General features: G+C 75.0%; 17 protein-coding genes and 2 pseudogenes. 12 read left to right on the top strand and 7 right to left on the bottom strand.

Annotation, left to right across the window (positions count from 1 at the left end; translation table 11 throughout):
* Positions 1 to 28: 28 nt before the first annotated feature.
* Together ACU616_RS17860 and ACU616_RS17865 are read right to left on the bottom strand one after the other, a co-directional pair.
* Positions 29 to 574: a hypothetical protein gene (locus ACU616_RS17860; protein ID WP_446759773.1), complete on the bottom strand. Its 546-nt coding sequence runs from the start codon at positions 572 to 574 to the stop codon at positions 29 to 31.
* A 106-nt stretch (positions 575 to 680) separates the two neighbouring features.
* On the bottom strand, positions 681 to 950 hold the full coding sequence (locus ACU616_RS17865; RefSeq protein WP_446759774.1) for a DUF2277 domain-containing protein: 270 nt from the start codon (positions 948 to 950) through the stop codon (positions 681 to 683).
* A gap of 98 nt (positions 951 to 1,048) precedes the next feature.
* Here ACU616_RS17865 and ACU616_RS17870 point away from each other — a divergent pair.
* From ACU616_RS17870 to ACU616_RS17880, 3 genes and pseudogenes are all read left to right on the top strand, one after another.
* Positions 1,049 to 1,180 (top strand): annotated as a pseudogene (locus ACU616_RS17870) (IS630 transposase-related protein); the annotation flags it as partial.
* A gap of 121 nt (positions 1,181 to 1,301) precedes the next feature.
* Positions 1,302 to 1,466, top strand: coding sequence for a hypothetical protein (locus ACU616_RS17875; protein WP_446761541.1), 165 nt, complete (start codon positions 1,302 to 1,304; stop codon positions 1,464 to 1,466).
* 14 nt (positions 1,467 to 1,480) lie between these two features.
* A pseudogene (locus ACU616_RS17880) lies at positions 1,481 to 2,056 on the top strand (IS630 family transposase); the annotation flags it as partial.
* 9 nt (positions 2,057 to 2,065) lie between these two features.
* Here ACU616_RS17880 and ACU616_RS17885 read toward each other — a convergent pair.
* Complete coding sequence (locus ACU616_RS17885; RefSeq protein ID WP_446759775.1) at positions 2,066 to 2,686, bottom strand: hypothetical protein; 621 nt, start codon at positions 2,684 to 2,686, stop codon at positions 2,066 to 2,068.
* A 138-nt stretch (positions 2,687 to 2,824) separates the two neighbouring features.
* On the opposite strand from ACU616_RS17885, the gene ACU616_RS17890 reads away from it, so the two are divergent.
* The 5 genes from ACU616_RS17890 to eutC all read left to right on the top strand — a co-directional run bounded on the left by ACU616_RS17890 (position 2,825) and on the right by eutC (position 8,039).
* Entirely contained in the window at positions 2,825 to 3,238 is a 414-nt protein-coding gene (locus ACU616_RS17890; RefSeq protein WP_446759776.1) for a hypothetical protein, read from the top strand.
* Between the two features lie 74 nt (positions 3,239 to 3,312).
* On the top strand, positions 3,313 to 4,194 hold the full coding sequence (locus tag ACU616_RS17895) for an SDR family NAD(P)-dependent oxidoreductase (RefSeq protein WP_446759777.1): 882 nt from the start codon (positions 3,313 to 3,315) through the stop codon (positions 4,192 to 4,194).
* Positions 4,195 to 4,340: 146 nt separating this feature from the next.
* Positions 4,341 to 5,810 carry an ethanolamine permease gene (gene eat / locus ACU616_RS17900; protein WP_446759778.1) on the top strand — a complete coding sequence of 490 codons (1,470 nt, stop codon included), beginning with the start codon at positions 4,341 to 4,343 and terminating at the stop codon, positions 5,808 to 5,810.
* Positions 5,807 to 7,222 (top strand): ethanolamine ammonia-lyase subunit EutB, encoded by a 1,416-nt coding sequence (locus ACU616_RS17905; RefSeq protein WP_446759779.1) that lies wholly within the window; start codon positions 5,807 to 5,809, stop codon positions 7,220 to 7,222. The genes eat and ACU616_RS17905 overlap by 4 nt, the downstream gene beginning before the upstream one ends.
* A 73-nt stretch (positions 7,223 to 7,295) precedes the next feature.
* The gene (gene eutC / locus ACU616_RS17910; RefSeq protein ID WP_446759780.1) at positions 7,296 to 8,039 is read left to right on the top strand and encodes an ethanolamine ammonia-lyase subunit EutC; all 744 of its coding nucleotides are present in this window, start codon (positions 7,296 to 7,298) and stop codon (positions 8,037 to 8,039) included.
* A gap of 3 nt (positions 8,040 to 8,042) precedes the next feature.
* Here eutC and ACU616_RS17915 read toward each other — a convergent pair whose 3' ends face one another.
* The 4 genes from ACU616_RS17915 to ACU616_RS17930 form a co-directional block, all read right to left on the bottom strand.
* Positions 8,043 to 8,441 carry a nuclear transport factor 2 family protein gene (locus tag ACU616_RS17915; protein WP_446759781.1) on the bottom strand — a complete coding sequence of 133 codons (399 nt, stop codon included), beginning with the start codon at positions 8,439 to 8,441 and terminating at the stop codon, positions 8,043 to 8,045.
* Between the two features lie 293 nt (positions 8,442 to 8,734).
* Positions 8,735 to 10,348 carry a tripartite tricarboxylate transporter permease gene (locus tag ACU616_RS17920; protein ID WP_446759782.1) on the bottom strand — a complete coding sequence of 538 codons (1,614 nt, stop codon included), beginning with the start codon at positions 10,346 to 10,348 and terminating at the stop codon, positions 8,735 to 8,737.
* Positions 10,349 to 10,867, bottom strand: coding sequence for a tripartite tricarboxylate transporter TctB family protein (locus ACU616_RS17925; protein ID WP_446759783.1), 519 nt, complete (start codon positions 10,865 to 10,867; stop codon positions 10,349 to 10,351). It lies immediately after the preceding gene.
* Positions 10,864 to 11,889, bottom strand: coding sequence for a Bug family tripartite tricarboxylate transporter substrate binding protein (locus ACU616_RS17930; protein WP_446759784.1), 1,026 nt, complete (start codon positions 11,887 to 11,889; stop codon positions 10,864 to 10,866). The genes ACU616_RS17925 and ACU616_RS17930 overlap by 4 nt, the downstream gene beginning before the upstream one ends.
* 200 nt (positions 11,890 to 12,089) lie before the next feature.
* On the opposite strand from ACU616_RS17930, the gene ACU616_RS17935 reads away from it, so the two are divergent.
* The 4 genes from ACU616_RS17935 to ACU616_RS17950 are packed head-to-tail and all read left to right on the top strand — an operon-like array spanning position 12,090 to position 15,414.
* The gene (locus tag ACU616_RS17935; RefSeq protein ID WP_446761466.1) at positions 12,090 to 12,482 is read left to right on the top strand and encodes a hypothetical protein; all 393 of its coding nucleotides are present in this window, start codon (positions 12,090 to 12,092) and stop codon (positions 12,480 to 12,482) included.
* A complete protein-coding gene (locus ACU616_RS17940) occupies positions 12,479 to 13,072 on the top strand; it encodes an IS630 family transposase (RefSeq protein WP_446761457.1) in 594 nt (197 codons plus the stop codon). The genes ACU616_RS17935 and ACU616_RS17940 overlap by 4 nt, the downstream gene beginning before the upstream one ends.
* 42 nt (positions 13,073 to 13,114) lie before the next feature.
* A complete protein-coding gene (locus tag ACU616_RS17945; protein WP_446759785.1) occupies positions 13,115 to 14,698 on the top strand; it encodes an ATP-binding protein in 1,584 nt (527 codons plus the stop codon).
* Positions 14,695 to 15,414, top strand: a complete 720-nt coding sequence (locus ACU616_RS17950; protein ID WP_446759786.1) for a response regulator — start codon at positions 14,695 to 14,697, stop codon at positions 15,412 to 15,414. The genes ACU616_RS17945 and ACU616_RS17950 overlap by 4 nt, the downstream gene beginning before the upstream one ends.
* Positions 15,415 to 15,508 lie beyond the last annotated feature (94 nt).

Consider the following 15,508-nt stretch of genomic DNA (forward strand, 5'->3'; position numbering starts at 1 on the left):
TGGTGCGGGTGCGCGGCCGGGCCGGCCGTCAGCGGCGGGCGACGCCCTTGACGACCTCGCTGGCGCGCTGCTGCTCGCCGGCGTAGGAGCTGATCGCCACGAGCGTGCCGGTGAGGGCCGGGATGACCCACTGCAGCGTGTCCAGCTGCTCCTGCGCGGCGGCGATCTCGGCCTTGGTGCGCTTGGTCGGCTTGGTGCCCGACCGCGACGACGGGTTGCCCGCGCCGCTGCCCGGGCCGTTGACGATGATGCCCAGCGAGCGGCTGTAGGCGGTGGCGCCCAGGGCGGCGGCGGTGACGAGGGTCTTGAGGGCGGACATGCCGGCCACGCCCTCCTGCTGCGCGACGCGGCCGCGGTTGCCGATCAGCTGGCCGACGCTGCCGACCAGGTGCGCGCCGATCGCGACGGCGTTGACCGGGGTCCAGCGGTTCCAGCCGACGTTGGCCACCTTGCCGGTGTCCTTGCCGGCCTCGCCCGCGGCGGCGTTGAGGGCGACGGCGTTGGCGAGGGTCCCCCCGAACCAGGCCGACAGGCCGAGGTCGTGCAGCGCGCGGGACACGGTGTTGCGGGCCATGGGTGTTCTCCCAGAGTGATCGGGTCAGGTGAGCCCGGCACCTACCCGCTCAACCCCCGGCCATGCCCGCCGTCGGTGGTCGGATCGTGCACCACCGGACGGGGGCTCAGCTCCCGTAGCGGACAGCGGCCCGCGCGCGGGCCTTGGCCGCCTCCACCTCGCGGTCCTTGGGCGGCGCCGTCGTGACCAGCGCGTCGAGCAGCCGGGCCGAGGCCGCCGCCACCTCGGCGACGGCGCGGTCGAAGGCCTCGCTGTTGACCCGCGACGGCGCGGTCGAGCCGCTGATCTTGCGCACGTACTGCAGCGCCGCGGCCGTGACCTCCTCGTCGGTCGCCGGCGGCTCGAAGTTCGACAGCGGGCGGATGTTGCGGCACATGCCGCGCAGCGTAGGACCGGGAACTGACAGTGGGCCCCTCCTCACAGCGGTGTGCTGGTTGTTTGACGGTGCGCGGGTAACGGAGTAGTCCACCCGGCATGCGGGCGTACTCGACGGATCTGCGTGAGCGCGTGGTGGCCGCCGTCGATGGCGGCATGACGTCGGAACAGGCTGCGACGGTGTTCAGGATGTCGGTGCGGACCGTGGAGCGGTATCTGCAACGCCGACGGGCCACCGGCAGCCTGGCGCCGACCCAGCAGCGGCACGGACCGGCGCCGGCGAAAAGGACCCGGCTGCAGGCCTGGCTGCCGGCCCGGCTGCAACAGGCTGCAACAGGCTGCGGACGCCACCTTGGCCGAGCACGCCGCCGCGTTCACCCAGAGCACCGGGGTGACGGTGTCGCTGGCGACGATGTCCCGCACGATCGGCGCGCTGCCCGCCGACGACCCCGGCCAGGCAGTGACTGCGCGGGGGCGGGCGCGGCGGCCGGGCCGGCCGTTGAAGTCAAAAGCCTGAGCGCCACCGAGCGCGACGAGACCGCGCGCGCCCAGTGGCGCACCGAGCTGGCCGCCACCGACCCGGCCAAGCTGGTGTTCGTCGATGAGTGCGGCACCCACACTTCGATGACCCGCCGCAGGGCCCGCGCACCCCGCGGCCAGCGGGCCCGGGGCGCGGTGCCGCGCAACCGCGGTCCGGTGACCACCCTGGTCGCCGGGCTGAGCCTGACCGGCATGGCCCCGGCGATGACCGTGGAAGGCGGCACCGACACCGCGGTGTTCGCCACCTACCTGCAGCACTTCCTGCTGCCCGCGCTGCACCCAGGGCAGGTCGTGGTGGTGGACAACGTCGGCGCGCACAAGCCCGACCGGATCCGCGCGCTGGTCGAGGCCGCCGGCTGCCGGCTGGTGTTCCTACCCGCCTACTCACCGGACCTGTCCCCGGTCGAGGAAGCGTTCAGCGAACTCAAGACCCTCATCCGGGCGGCCGCCGCCCGCACCCGGGCGGCGCTGGACGCCGCCATCGCCGTCGCGCTGGCCGCGGTCACCGCCACCGACGCCGCCGGCTGGTTCGCCCACGCCGGCTACCCCCTCCGACAAGCCACATGAGAACCGCTGTCAGAAGCCGGCGCGGTCGACCTTGCGGTGGAAGCGGGTGCCCAGCGTGCCGCCGAGGACGGCGCCCAGCAGCGTCACGACCAGGACCGCTGCCAGCGTGACGATGCCGGCCGTCGTCGCCGTGCCCTCGTCGATCGGGATGCGCGGCAGGTTCAGCTGCTGCAGCACGTCGTACCGCGTGCCGAGCACGGCGCTCACGATGGCGAGCACCACCAGGACCAGCAGGCCGATCAGCCACACGGCCAGGCCCTGCCGGACGCCGTCGAAGCGGGACATCCGGCCGGCGACGTACCCGCCGGCCAGGTAGGCGAGGAACAGGATGACCAGCAGCGCGATGCCGCCGGCGATGCCGAGGGTGCTCGCCGGGTCGGCCGGGACGTCCTCGACGCCGTCGACCTCGGCCAGGCTGAGCCCCACGCCGGTGGCGGCCAGCAGCGCGATGAGGATGACCGCCAGCCCGTTGGCCGACAGCCAGCCGAAGAACGCGGCGCCCCACTTAATGCCGCCGAACCGTGCCCGCTGCGCCGCGACGGCGTCGCGGGCCGCGCCCCGGGTGACGTGCGCGCCCTCGGGCGTGACCGTCGCGGTGCGGTCGGGGTGGATGCGGTCGTCGGTCGCCATCGGACCTCCTCGTCGGCGGCGGGAGCGGCTCCCCGCCGGGCCTGGCACCGGTCGTCCCGGTGCGTTCTCGCAGGTCGGGTACCCGGTTGCGACGATCGTGAACAGCCGCGCCCGACCGGGTGACACGCGGGAGGTGGGATGACGGTCCTGCTCGTCGACGCCGCCAACGTCGTCGGCTCGCGCCCCGACGGGTGGTGGCGCGACCGCGCCGGCGCCACCGCGCGGCTGCTGCGGCGGCTGGCCGCGCTGCCCGGCCGGGAGCTGCCCGAGGGGGCCGTCGGGGAGGGGGCCGTCGAGGAGGTGGTCGCCGTGGTCGAGGGAGCCGCGCGCGACGTCCCGGCCCCGGACGGCGTCCGGCTGGTGCGCGCGCCCGGCAGCGGGGACGACGCCCTGGCCGCCACCGCCGCCGCGCTCACCGGAGCCGGCCGGCGGGTGCTCGTGGTCACCGCCGACCGCGGCCTGCGCGCGCGCCTGCCGGAGGGGACCGGGGTGATCGGCCCGGGCCGGCTGCTCGACGTGCTCGATCGCATGGCGGGCAACGAGTCGGGGTAGCCGGGGGAGTCCGCCGAGCCGGGGCGGCGGCCGCTCCGCGTCCTCGGCACCCGAGTCGAGGAGACGAACGCCGCATGCCGCAGACCGTGCTGATCACCGGGGCCTCCAGCGGCATCGGCCGCGCCACCGCCGCCCTGTTCGCCCAGCGGGGCGCCCACCTGGTGCTGCTGGCCCGCGGCCGGCCAGCGCTGGAGGAGGCCGCGGCCGAGGCGCGCGCCAAGGGTGCCGCCGACGTCGTCGTCTGCCCGGCCGACGTCCTCGACGAGGACGCGCTGCGCACCGCCGTCGACGGCGCCGTCCGCCGGTTCGGCTCCCTCGACGTCGTCGTGCACTCCGCGCAGGTCATCGCCTACGGGCGGATCGAGGACGTGCCCAAGCAGGTCTTCGAGCGGGTGGTCGACACCGCCCTGCACGGCACGGCCAACCTCGTGCGCACCGTGCTGCCGGTGTTCCGCCGCCAGGAGGCCGGCCACCTCGTCGTGGTCAGCTCACTGCTGGCGTCGGTGACCACGCCGTTCATGGGCAGCTACAACGCCGCCAAGTGGGGCCAGCTCGGCCTCATCCGGACGCTGCAGCAGGAGATCCGCGACGTCCCCGGCATCTCCGTCTCGGCCGTCGCCCCGGGCGGGGTCAACACACCGATCTACTCGCAGGCGGGCAGCTACATCGGGCTCAAGGGCCGCCCGCCCATCCCGATCTACTCGCCCGAGCGCGTGGCCCGCTCGGTGGTCGCCCGGCTGGACCGGCCGCGGCGGCTGATCCAGTCCGGCTTCGCCAACCCGGTCGTCATCCTCGGCTTCCGGCTGTTCCCCGCGGTCTACGACGCCCTCGTCGGGCCGCTGCTGCGGGTGTTCGCCCTCGCCGACGACGACCGGACCGAGCCGACGCCGGGCAACGTGTTCGAGTCGCGGCCGGAGGGCAACGCGACGACGGGGCGCTGGCGCGGCATCCCCTGAGACCACGGCATCCCCGGGGACCACGGCATCCCCGGAGACGGGGCGGTGAACGGCGCGTTGCGGCCGGTGCCGGCCGTTGACCCGGTGTGCGGCGCGGGTCGAGGCTGGCCCTCCCGCCTCCGGCGGGCCCACCAGCGGAGGCGCCCGTGACCGTCGATCCCACCGCCCGTCCCCGCTCGACGCGGCCCGGCGCGCACGCCGGGGTGGATGCCGAGCGGGTCGACGCCGGCTACCTCGAGCGGCGCCGGCTGCGCACCGGGACGGCGGGCTGGCTGCTGCTGGCCGGCCTCGGCGTCTCGGCGGTCATCTCCGGTGACTACGCCGGGTGGAACTTCGGCCTGGCCCAGGGCGGGTTCGGAGGGCTGCTGATCGCCGTCGTCCTCATGGCGGTCATGTACACCGCGATGGTGTTCGGGCTGGCCGAGCTCGGCTCGGCGCTGCCGACCGCCGGCGGTGGCTACACCTTCGCCCGCCGCGCCCTGGGCCCGTGGGGCGGGTACGCCACCGGGGTCGCCGTGCTCATCGAGTACGCGATCGCGCCGGCCGCGATCGCCACGTTCATCGGCGCCTACGTCGAGTCCCTCGGGCTGTTCGGCATCACCGACGGCTGGTGGGTCTACCTCGTGGTCTACGCGCTGTTCATCGGCATCCACCTGATGGGCGTCGGCGAGGCGCTCAAGGCGATGTTCGCCGTCACCGTCGTCGCGCTCGCCGGGCTCGTGGTCTTCCTCGTCGGCGCCGTCCCGCGGTTCGACGCCGGCAACCTGCTCGACATCGCGCCCACCGGCGCGGCCGGCGCGTCGTCGTTCCTGCCCTACGGCGTGCTCGGCATCTGGGCGGCGTTCCCGTTCGCCATCTGGTTCTTCCTGGCGGTGGAGAGCGTGCCGCTGGCCGCCGAGGAGGCCCGCGACCCGGCCCGGTCGATGCCGCGGGGGATCGTCGCGGCGATGGGCGTGCTGGTCGTCCTCGCCGTCCTCATGCTGGTGTTCACCCCGGGTGCCGGTGGCGCGTCGACCATCGCCGACTCGGGCAACCCGCCGGTCGACGCGCTGGCCGCCGGCGGCGCGCCCGACGCCCTGACCCGGGTGGTCAACTACGCCGGCCTGTTCGGGCTGGTGGCCAGCTTCTTCTCGATCATCTACGCCTACTCCCGGCAGACCTTCGCGCTCTCCCGCGCCGGCTACCTGCCGCGGGCGCTGTCGGTGACCAACGCGCGCAAGGCGCCGATGCTGGCCCTGCTGGTGCCCGGGGCCATCGGCTTCGTGCTCTCGCTGACCGGCCAGGGCGCGATGCTGCTGAACATGGCCGTGTTCGGCGCGACGGTGTCCTACGTGCTGATGATGGTCAGCCACATCGCGCTGCGCCGACGCGAGCCGGACCTGCCCCGCCCGTACCGGACGCCGGGCGGGACGGCGACCACCGGGGTGGCGCTGGTGCTCGCCGCCGCGGCCGTCCTGGCCACCTTCCTCGTCGACGTCACCGCGGCGCTGTGGACCCTCGTCGCCTACGCCGCGTTCCTCGCCTACTTCGCCCTCTACAGCCGCCACCACCTCGTGGCCTCGGCGCCCGAGGAGGAGTTCGAGCTGCTGGCCGACGCCGAGGACGACGTCCGATGACCGCGCGGCGGGCCACCGTGGGCGGGCACACCCACGAGTTCCCGACGCTGGTGGAGCTGATGGCCAAGGCGACCCCGGCCCGCTCCGGTGACGTGCTGGCCGGGTGCGCGGCGGAGTCGGCCGCCGAGCGGGTCGCCGCCCAGACGGTGCTCGCCGACCTGCCGCTGGCCACCTTCCTCGACGAGCAGGTGGTCGGCTACGACGAGGACGACGTGACCCGGCTGGTCCTCGACACCCACGACGCCGCGGCGTTCGCGCCGGTCGCGTCGCTGACGGTGGGGGAGTTCCGCGACCGGCTGCTGGCCTGGGCCGCGGCGGGGGACGAGGCGTCGATCAGCGCGCTGGCGCCGGGGCTGACCCCGGAGATGGTCGCGGCGACGTCGAAGCTCATGCGCAACGCCGACCTGGTCGCCGTCGGCCGGCGCACCCGGGTGGTGACCGGGCTGCGCAGCACCCTGGGCCTGCCCGGCCGGCTGGCCTCGCGGCTGCAGCCCAACCACCCGACCGACGACCCGCTGGGGGTGACGGCGTCCATCGTCGACGGGCTGCTGCAGGGCTCCGGGGACGCCGTCATCGGCATCAACCCGGCCACCGACTCCCCGGCCCGCACGGTGGCGCTGCTGCAGCTGGTCGACGAGGTCATCGGCCGCTACGGGATCCCCACCCAGTCGTGCGTGCTCGCGCACGTGACCACCACGCTGCGGGCGCTCGAGCAGGGCGCGCCGGTCGACCTGGTGTTCCAGTCGGTCGCCGGCACCCAGGAGGCCAACCGCGGCTTCGGCGTCACCCTCGACCTGCTGGCCGAGGCCCGCGCGGGGGCGCTGGCGCTGGGCCGCGGCACGGTCGGGGACAACGTCACCTACTTCGAGACCGGGCAGGGCTCGGCGCTGTCGGCCGACGCGCACCACGGGATCGGCGGGCGGCCGGTCGACCAGCAGACGCTGGAGGCGCGGGCCTACGGCGTCGCCCGGCACTTCGCGCCGCTGCTGGTGAACACCGTCGTCGGGTTCATCGGCCCGGAGTACCTCTACGACGGCAAGCAGGTGCTGCGCTCCGGGCTGGAGGACCACTTCTGCGGCAAGCTGCTCGGCCTGCCGATGGGCGTGGACGTCTGCTACACCAACCACGCCGAGGTCGACGAGGACGACATGGACGCCCTCATGCTGCTGCTCGGCGCGGCGGGGGTCACCTTCCTCATCGCCGTGCCCGGGATGGACGACGTGATGCTGCACTACCAGTCGCTGGCCTTCTCCGACGTGCTCACCACCCGCTCGGTGCTCGGGCTGCGGCCGGCGCCGGAGTTCGAGGCGTGGCTGGCGCGCATGGACCTGCTCGACGACGCCGGCCGGGTGCGGGAGCTGACCGCCGACGCGCCCGCGGCGCGGGCCCTGCTCGCGGCGGCGTCGGCATGACCGAGCTCGTGAGGTCGTGCAGGGACACAGCACCGCCGGGCACGAGGCTGACGAGCGCCAGCGGGGAGGACTCGTGACCGAGGCGCTGGACCGGCCGCTGCCGCCCGGCGACGACCCGTGGTCGGTGCTGCGGTCGGCCACCCGGGCGCGGGTGGCGCTGGGCCGCGCCGGCGACGCGCTGCCCACCGCCCGGGAGTTGGAGTTCCGCGCCGCGCACGCCGCCGCGCGCGACGCGGTGCACCAGCCGCTGGAGGCCGACCGGCTGCGGCCCGCGCTCGGGGAGTTCCTCGAGGTGCACTCGGCGGCGCCGGACCGGGCGACCTACCTGCAGCGCCCCGACCTCGGCCGGCGGCTGGCGGAGGGCACGTCGCTGCCGCGGGCCGACGCCGACCTGGCGGTGGTGGTCGCCGACGGGCTGTCGCCGCGCGCGGTGCACGAGCACGCCGCCGGACTGGTGACGGCGCTGCTGGAGCGGCTGCCCGGCTGGTCGGTCGCGCCCGTGGTGGTGGCGCACCAGGCGCGGGTGGCGCTGGGCGACGCGGTCGGCGCGGCGCTCGGCGCCCGCGCGGTGGTGGTGCTCATCGGTGAGCGGCCGGGGCTGTCGTCGGCCGACTCGCTCGGCGTCTACCTCACCTGGGACCCGCGGCCGGGGCGGGTGGACTCCGAGCGCAACTGCGTCTCCAACGTCCGCCCGCCGCACGGCCTGTCCTACGCGCAGGCCGCCGACACCGTCGCCGCGCTGCTCGGCGCGGCCCGCGAGCTGGGCGCCTCCGGCGTCGCGCTCAAGGACGAGGGACCGGTGCTGCCCGCCGGGTGAGCGTCAGGCGAGCAGCCGGTCCATCGTGTCGGGATCTGTGTGGGCGTTCCACGCCTCGGCGACCCGGCCGCCGGCGAAGCGCACGATCTGGGCGCTGAGCACCTCGTGGGTCCGGCCGTCGCGCGCTCCGGAGAGGTGCACCAGCACCATGCCGTGGGTGTCGTCGGCGAAGACCGCCTGCGGATCGGCCCGGAAGCTGCCCCCGGTGATCTCGAAGACCCGCCGGAACAGGTCGTAGACGGCCGGCCGGCCCTCGTGGGTGCCCGAGAGCTGGTTGTGCCCGGGCTCGTGCCAGCGGACGTCCTCGGCGAACGCCGCGTCCAGCGCGGCGAAGTCCCCCTTGGCGAAGGCGTCGTAGGCGTCACGGAGCAGCTGGACGTGGGGGTGGGTGCTGCCGGTCATCTCTGCCTCCTCGTCGACCGGTCAGGTGGAGAGGGCGCCGACCGTCGGCCCGTCGGCGGGGGCGCGGCGGGACCGCGCTCCCCGCCGGGGACGGCTCCCCCGTGGACGGCGCGAGCAGTGTCGGCCCGCCGCAGCCGCCGGGGGAGGAGCCGGTGCGCGGTCCGGTGTGGCGGTCGCCGGGGGTGAGCCGCCGGTGCCCGACGGCGCGCGCGCCGGCAGTGCAGGCGGCCCGACCCCGGACAGCACGGAGGGGAGGGAGCTCGCGCGTCCCTCCCCTCCGTGGGCCCGTGGTGTCAGGTTCCCTCGCCGCCGTGCGGCCGGTCGGGGGCCTTCGGCGCGTGCCGCTCGACGGCGACCGCCGTCGTCGCGCCGTGGTGGGCGTGCGCCTCCTCGATCTCGTGCACCGCCTCGTCGAGCACCGGCAGGTGTGCCCTGCGCGGCAGCAGCCGCCGGACCAGCGGGAACAGCAGGACCAGCGCGACGATCGCGAAGACGACGACGGACATCGGGTCGACCAGCCCGCCGAGGTCGCCGTTGCTGATCTGCAGCGCCTGGCGCAGCTCCTGCTCGGCGTAGGGGCCGAGGATGACGCCGATGATCGCCGGCAGCAGCGGCAGGCCGTAGCGCCGCATCACGAAGCCCAGCGCCCCGATGGCCAGCAGCAGGAACAGGTCGAACGTGGAGGCGTCCGATGCGTAGGCGCCGAGGCTGGCGAAGAACAGGATGCCCGCGTAGAGGTAGGAGCGCGGGATCCGCAGCAGCCGGGCCCAGATCGGGGCCAACGGCAGGTTGAGCACCAGCAGCGCCGCGTTGCCGATGAACAGGCTGGCGATCAGGCCCCACACCAGCTGGGGCTCGTTGTCGAACAGCTGCGGCCCGGGCTCGATGCCGTAGCTCTGGATCGCCGCGAGCATCACCGCCGCGGTGGCCGTCGTGGGGATGCCGAGGGTGAGCAGCGGCACCAGGCCGCCGGCGGCCGAGGCGTTGTTGGTCGCCTCCGGCCCGGCGACGCCCTCGATCGCGCCCCGGCCGAACTCCTCGGGGTGCTTGGACAGCCGCTTCTCGGCGACGTAGGAGAGGAACGTCGGGATCTCCGCGCCGCCGGCCGGGATCGCGCCGAAGGGGAACCCGATCGCCGTCCCCCGCAGCCACGGCTTCCACGACCGGGACCAGTCCGACCGGCTCATCCGCGGGTTGCCCACGGGGATGACCTCGACCGGCCGCCGCCGCAGGTGGGCCGCGGTCCACAGCGCCTCGCCGACGGCGAACAGGCCGATCGCGACGACGACGACGCTGATGCCGTCGGCGAGCTCCGGGATGCCGAAGGTGAGCCGCTGCTGCCCGGAGGTGAAGTCGATGCCGATCAGGCCGATCGCGAGGCCCAGGCCCAGGGAGGCCAGGCCGCGGACCCGCGAGCTGCCCAGCACCGAGGTGACGGCGATGAAGGCCAGCACCATCACGGCGAACATGTCGGCGGGGGAGACCTCGATCGCGAGGTCGGCGACCGTGGGGGCCAGCAGCGCCAGCAGCAGCGTGGCGATGGTGCCGGCGACGAACGACCCGATCGCCGCGGTGGCCAGCGCCTGCGCGGCGCGCCCGGCCCGCGCCATCTTGTTGCCCTCGACGGCGGTGACCACCGAGGCGCTCTCGCCCGGGGTGTTGAGCAGGATCGACGTGGTCGACCCGCCGTACATGCCGCCGTAGTAGATGCCGGCGAACATGATCAGGGCGCTGGTGACGTCGAGGCCGCGGGTCAGCGGCAGCAGGAGGGCCACCGCCATGGCCGGGCCGATGCCGGGCAGGACGCCGATGGCGGTGCCCAGCAGCACGCCGAGCAGCGCGAAGGCCAGGTTCGTCGGCGTCAGCGCGGTGCCGAAGCCGTCGACCAGGGAGCTGAACGCGTCCATCTAGAGGATCCCCCTCAGGACCCCGGGGGGCAGCACGGTGCCCAGCCCCAGGGCGAACAGGTAGAAGGAGCCGATCGACAGCGCGAAGGCGATGAGCGCGTCGCGCACGTAGTGCCGGCTGCCGAGGGCGAACGCCGAGCCCCAGAAGAGGATGGCGCCGGAGAAGACCCAGCCGAGCGACTCGATGAGCAGGGCGTTGGCGGCGAAGGCCGCGGCGAGCAGGATGATCGTCCGCCAGTCGCTGCCCCCGCCGAGCTCGACGTCCTCGCCGCCCTCGGGCTCGCCGCGGCCGCCGCGGGCGACGTCGACGGCGAGGAACGCGGCGACGACGACCAGCAGCCCGCCGACGACCAGCGGCACGACCCCCGGGCCGACCGGCCCCCGGGAGATCCGGCTCTCGGGCAGCAGCAGCGCCTGGACGACGACCAGGACGCCGAGCGCCCCCAGGAACAGGGCCACCCCGTACTCGGAGCGGCCCTGCTCCCGTGCCTGCTCCGGGCTCCGCTGGGCGGAGGTCACGCCAGCCCCAGCTGACCCAGGACGGACTCGACCCGCTGGCTCTCCTCGTCGAGGAAGGAGGAGAAGTCGTCGCCGGTGATGAAGGCGTCGGTCCAGCCGTTGTCCTCGAGGGCCTGCTGCCAGGCGTCGCTGCCGTGCATCTCGGTGATGGCGTCGACGAAGCGCTGGGTGTCCTCGTCGGAGATGCCGGGGGCGGCCACGATGCCCCGCCAGTTGGTGAAGGTCAGGTCGACGCCGGCCTCGGAGAGGGTCGGCGCGTCGACGCCCTCGACGGGCTCGTCGCTGGTGACCGCGAGGATGCGGACGTCGCCGCCCGCGGCGGACTCGGCCACCTCGCCCACGCCGGTCGCGGCGAACGCGACGTCCCCGCCGAGGATGCCGGCCAGCAGCTCGCCACCGCCGTCGTAGGGCACGTAGTTGACCGCGGCCGGGTCGACCTCGACCTCCTGCGCCAGCAGCATCGGCGTCAGGTGGTCGGGCCCGCCGGGGTTGGACGCGCCGCCGACCGGGGTGTTGCCCGGGTCGGCCTTCCACGCCTCGACCAGCGAGTCCAGGTCCTGGTAGGGCGAGTCGGCCGGGACGACGATCGCCTCGGCCTCCTCGATGAGGCGGGCGATCGGGGTGGTCTGGTCGAGGGTCGCCTCGGACTGGTTGCTGAACTGGGCGCCGACGACGCCGAGGCCCATCTGCATGAGCATGTCGGCGTTGCCCTCCTCGTTGACCAGGCGCTGCAGGCCGACGGTGCCTCCGGCGCCCTCCACGTTGAACACCTCGGTGCCCGAGGCCAGCCCCTCGTCGTCGAGGATCTGCGCCCACGCGCGGGCGGTGGTGTCGTAGCCGCTGCCGGGCGAGTTGGGGACCATGACCCGCAGGCCGGTGATCGCCTCGTCGCCGCTGTCGCCGCCGCCGGAGGCCGAGCCGCCCTCCGCCGTCGTGCCGCAGCCGGTGAGCACGAGGCCGGCGGCCACGGTGCCGACGGCGAGTCGCCGCAGGTGGGCAGTGCGCGTGTGGGCAGTGCGCATGGATCTCCTCCAGGTGTGGGGCGGCTGGTCTGCCGCGTCGGGAGGAAGGCTGGCAACCGCTGCGGGGGGTGTCACCGTTGCGGACGCAATGCGCCTTGCGGTCGTTGTGTTCACGGTCACACGGGTGCGGTGGCGTGGTGCACTGACAGCGGTGTGCTGGTTGCTTGGTGGAGTAGGCCTGAGGCATGCGGGCGTACTCGATGGATCTGCGTGAGCGGGTCGTTGCCGCAGTCGATGGCGGGATGACCCAGGAGCAGGCGGCAGTGACCTTCCGGGTGTCGGTGAACACCGTGGGCCGATACCTGGCCCGGCGGCGGAACATCGGCAGTCTGGCCCCGACCGCGCAGCGGCACGGGCCGGTGCCGGAGAAGAGGCAGCAGCTGCAGGCCTGGCTGCCGGATAGGCTGGGCGCGGCGGCCGATGCCACCCTGGCCGAGCATGTCAGCGCCTTCGCCAGCCAGCGGGGCGTGGTGGTGTCGGCGGCGACGATGTCGCGGGCGATCGCCGCCCTGCCGGCCGACGATCCCGATCAGGCGCTGACGCCGCGCGGACGGCGGCGGCGGCCGGGCCGGCCGCTGAAGTCAAAAGCCTGAGCGCCACCGAGCGCGACGAGACCGCGCGCGCCCGGTGGCATCGCGAGGTGGCTACCACCGACGCGGCCCGGCTGGTGTTCGTCGATGAGTGCGGCACGCACATTTCGATGACCCGCCGCCGGGCCCGCGCTCCGCGGGGCACCCGGGCGGTCGGGGCGGTGCCGCGCAACCGCGGGCCGGTGACCACGTTGATCACCGGGCTGGCGCTGTCGGGCATGAGCCCGGCGATGACGGTGGAGGGCGGCACGACCGCGGCGGTGTTCGCCGCCTATCTGCAGCAGGTGCTGCTGCCGGCGCTGCGGCCCGGGCAGGTGGTGGTGGTCGACAACGTCGGCGCGCACAAGCCTGAGCGGATGCGCGCGCTGGTCGAGGCCGCGGGATGCCGGCTGGTGTTCCTGCCGGCCTACTCGCCGGACTTCTCTCCGGTGGAGGAGGCTTTCAGCAAGATCAAGGCCCTGGTGAAAGCCGCCGGCGCGCGCACCCGCGCGGCCCTGGACGCGGCCATCGCCGTGGCGCTGGCCGCGGTCACCGCCACCGACGCCGCTGGCTGGTTCGCCCATGCCGGCTACTCCACCCACCAAGCCACCTGAAGACCGCTGTGAGGGCCCATCCCCGGGCCCTGGGAGGCGCTCGTGCTCCGGCGACTGTCGCTGGCCGGCCAGCTGCTGGCGCTGCAGGTCGTGATCATCCTGCTGGTGCTGGTGGGCGTCGCCGCCGTCTCGGTCGCCCAGACCACCCAGCGGGCCGAGGAGGTCGAGGGGCGCCGGGCGCTGTCGGTGGCCGAGACGCTGGCCAACGCCGTGTCGCTGCGCTCGGCGCTGGACGAGGACCTGCTCCGCTACGTCCGCATCGCCGCCGAGAGCGCCCGCACCGTCTCCGGGTCGGCGTCGGTCGTGGTGGCCGACGCCGACGGCACGGTCCTGGCCACCGCCCGCCCCGCCGAGCTGGGGACGGCGTTCCCGCTGGGGGACAGCACCGTGCTCGAGGGCCGGGCGTGGGTGGGGGAGCGCGACCGCGGCGACGGGCGCTACGCCGTGGCGATGGTCCCGGTCCTCACCGGCCGGGAGCAGCTCGGGTTCGTCGCCGTCGAGCGCTCCTACCCCGGCGTCCTCGACGGCCTGGCCGCGGCCGCGCCGAACCTGCTCACCTACCTCGGCGTGGCCAGCGTGCTGGGCATCGTCGGCTCGCTGCTGGTGGCCCGGCGGGTCAAGCGCCAGACCCTCGGCCTGGAGCCCGCCGAGATCACCGGGCTGGTGGAGCACCAGCGGGCGATGCTGCACGGCATCCGCGAGGGGATCGTCGGCCTGGACCTGTCCGGCCGGGTCACGCTGGTCAACGACGAGGCCATCCGGCTGCTCGGCATCCCCGGCGACGCGGTGGGCCGCGACCTCGCCGCGCTGGGGGTGGGCGAGGAGCTGCGCGACGCGCTGCTGCGCGGGAACGAGGAGCGCGACCGGGCAGTGGCCACCGCGGGCCGGGTCGTCGTCGTGAACCGGCTGCCGATCAGCAGCCGGGGCCGCACGCTCGGGTCGGTCACGACGCTGCGCGACCGCACCGAGCTGCTGGAGCTGCGCCGCGAGCTCCAGCTGACCCGGCACGTCACCGACACCCTGCGCGCCCAGGCGCACGAGTTCAGCAACCGGCTGCACACCATCGCCGGGCTGATCGAGCTGGGCCAGAGCGAGGAGGCCGTCCGGTTCGTGCACCGGGTGAGCGCCGGCCGCTCCCGGCTGGGCGCCGAGGTGACCGCCGCGGTGCAGGACCCCGCCATCGCCGCGCTGCTCATCGCCAAGGCCAGCCAGGCCGCCGAGCTCGGGGTGGACCTGCGCTTCGCGCCCGACTCGGCCCTGCCGCCGCTCGGCGACGAGCTCTCCACCGACGTGGCCACGGTGGTGGGCAACCTGGTCGACAACGCGCTCGACGCCGCCGCGGCCTCCTCCGAGCGGTGGGTCGAGGTGTCGCTGGGGCTGGTCGACGGCGAGGTCGACGTCGTCGTCCGCGACTCGGGCGCCGGGGTGCCGCCGGGGCAGGAGCGCGAGGTCTTCCGCAAGGGCGTGACCACCAAGGACCCCGCCGGCGCCGGCGAGCGCGGCATCGGGCTGTCGCTGGTGCACCTGGTCTGCACCCGTCGCGGGGGCGAGGTGGTGGCCTCCTCAGACGGCGGCTCGGTCTTCACCGCCCGGCTGCCCGCCGACCCCGAGCTGGTGGGCGCGTGATCCGGGTCCTCATCGTCGACGACGACTTCATGGTCGCCCGGGTGCACGCCGGCTTCGTCGCGGCGGCCGACGGCTACGAGGTGGTGGGCACCGCGTCCACCGGCGCGGCGGCGCTGGCCGACGTGGAGCGGCTGCGGCCCGACCTCGTCCTGCTCGACGTCTACCTGCCCGACATGACCGGCCTGGAGGCCCTGCAGCGGCTGCGGGCCGGCGGCTCACCGGTCGACGTCGTGGTCATCAGCGCGGCCCGCGACGTCGAGAGCATCCGCAGCGCGCTGCACGGCGGCGTCCTGCACTACCTGGTCAAGCCCTTCGACCGGCGCACGCTGGAGCGCTGGCTGGCCGACTACGCCGCCCTGCGCGCCGACCTCGCCCGGGAGCCGCAGCTGGCCCAGGACGACGTCGACCGGCTGTTCGGCCGGCGCGTGGCCGCCGCTGCCCGGCCGGTGACGACCCCCAAGGGCATCAGCCCGGAGACGCTCGAGCTGGTCCGCGGGGCGCTGGCCGAGGCCGGCCGCGACGGGTTGTCGGCCAGCGAGGCGAGCGAGCGGACCGGCCTGGCGCGGGTCAGCGCCCGCCGCTACCTCGAGCAGCTGGTGGCCCAGCAGGAGGCCGACGTCCGGCAGCGCTACGGGACGGCGGGGCGGCCGGAGCGGCGCTTCACCGCCCGGTCGGCGCGGGGAGCCACCCCGGCGGGCCCCTCCCCGGCGCCGTGAACCCCGCCGGGCCGTACCTGCCGGTCGTGGACGAAAGGAACGCTGTGGCCGCTAGGACCGCAAGCGTGACCCGGGCCACCGGCTGTCGCAGGCT

It is taken from the genome of Geodermatophilus sp. URMC 62 (assembly GCF_052931475.1).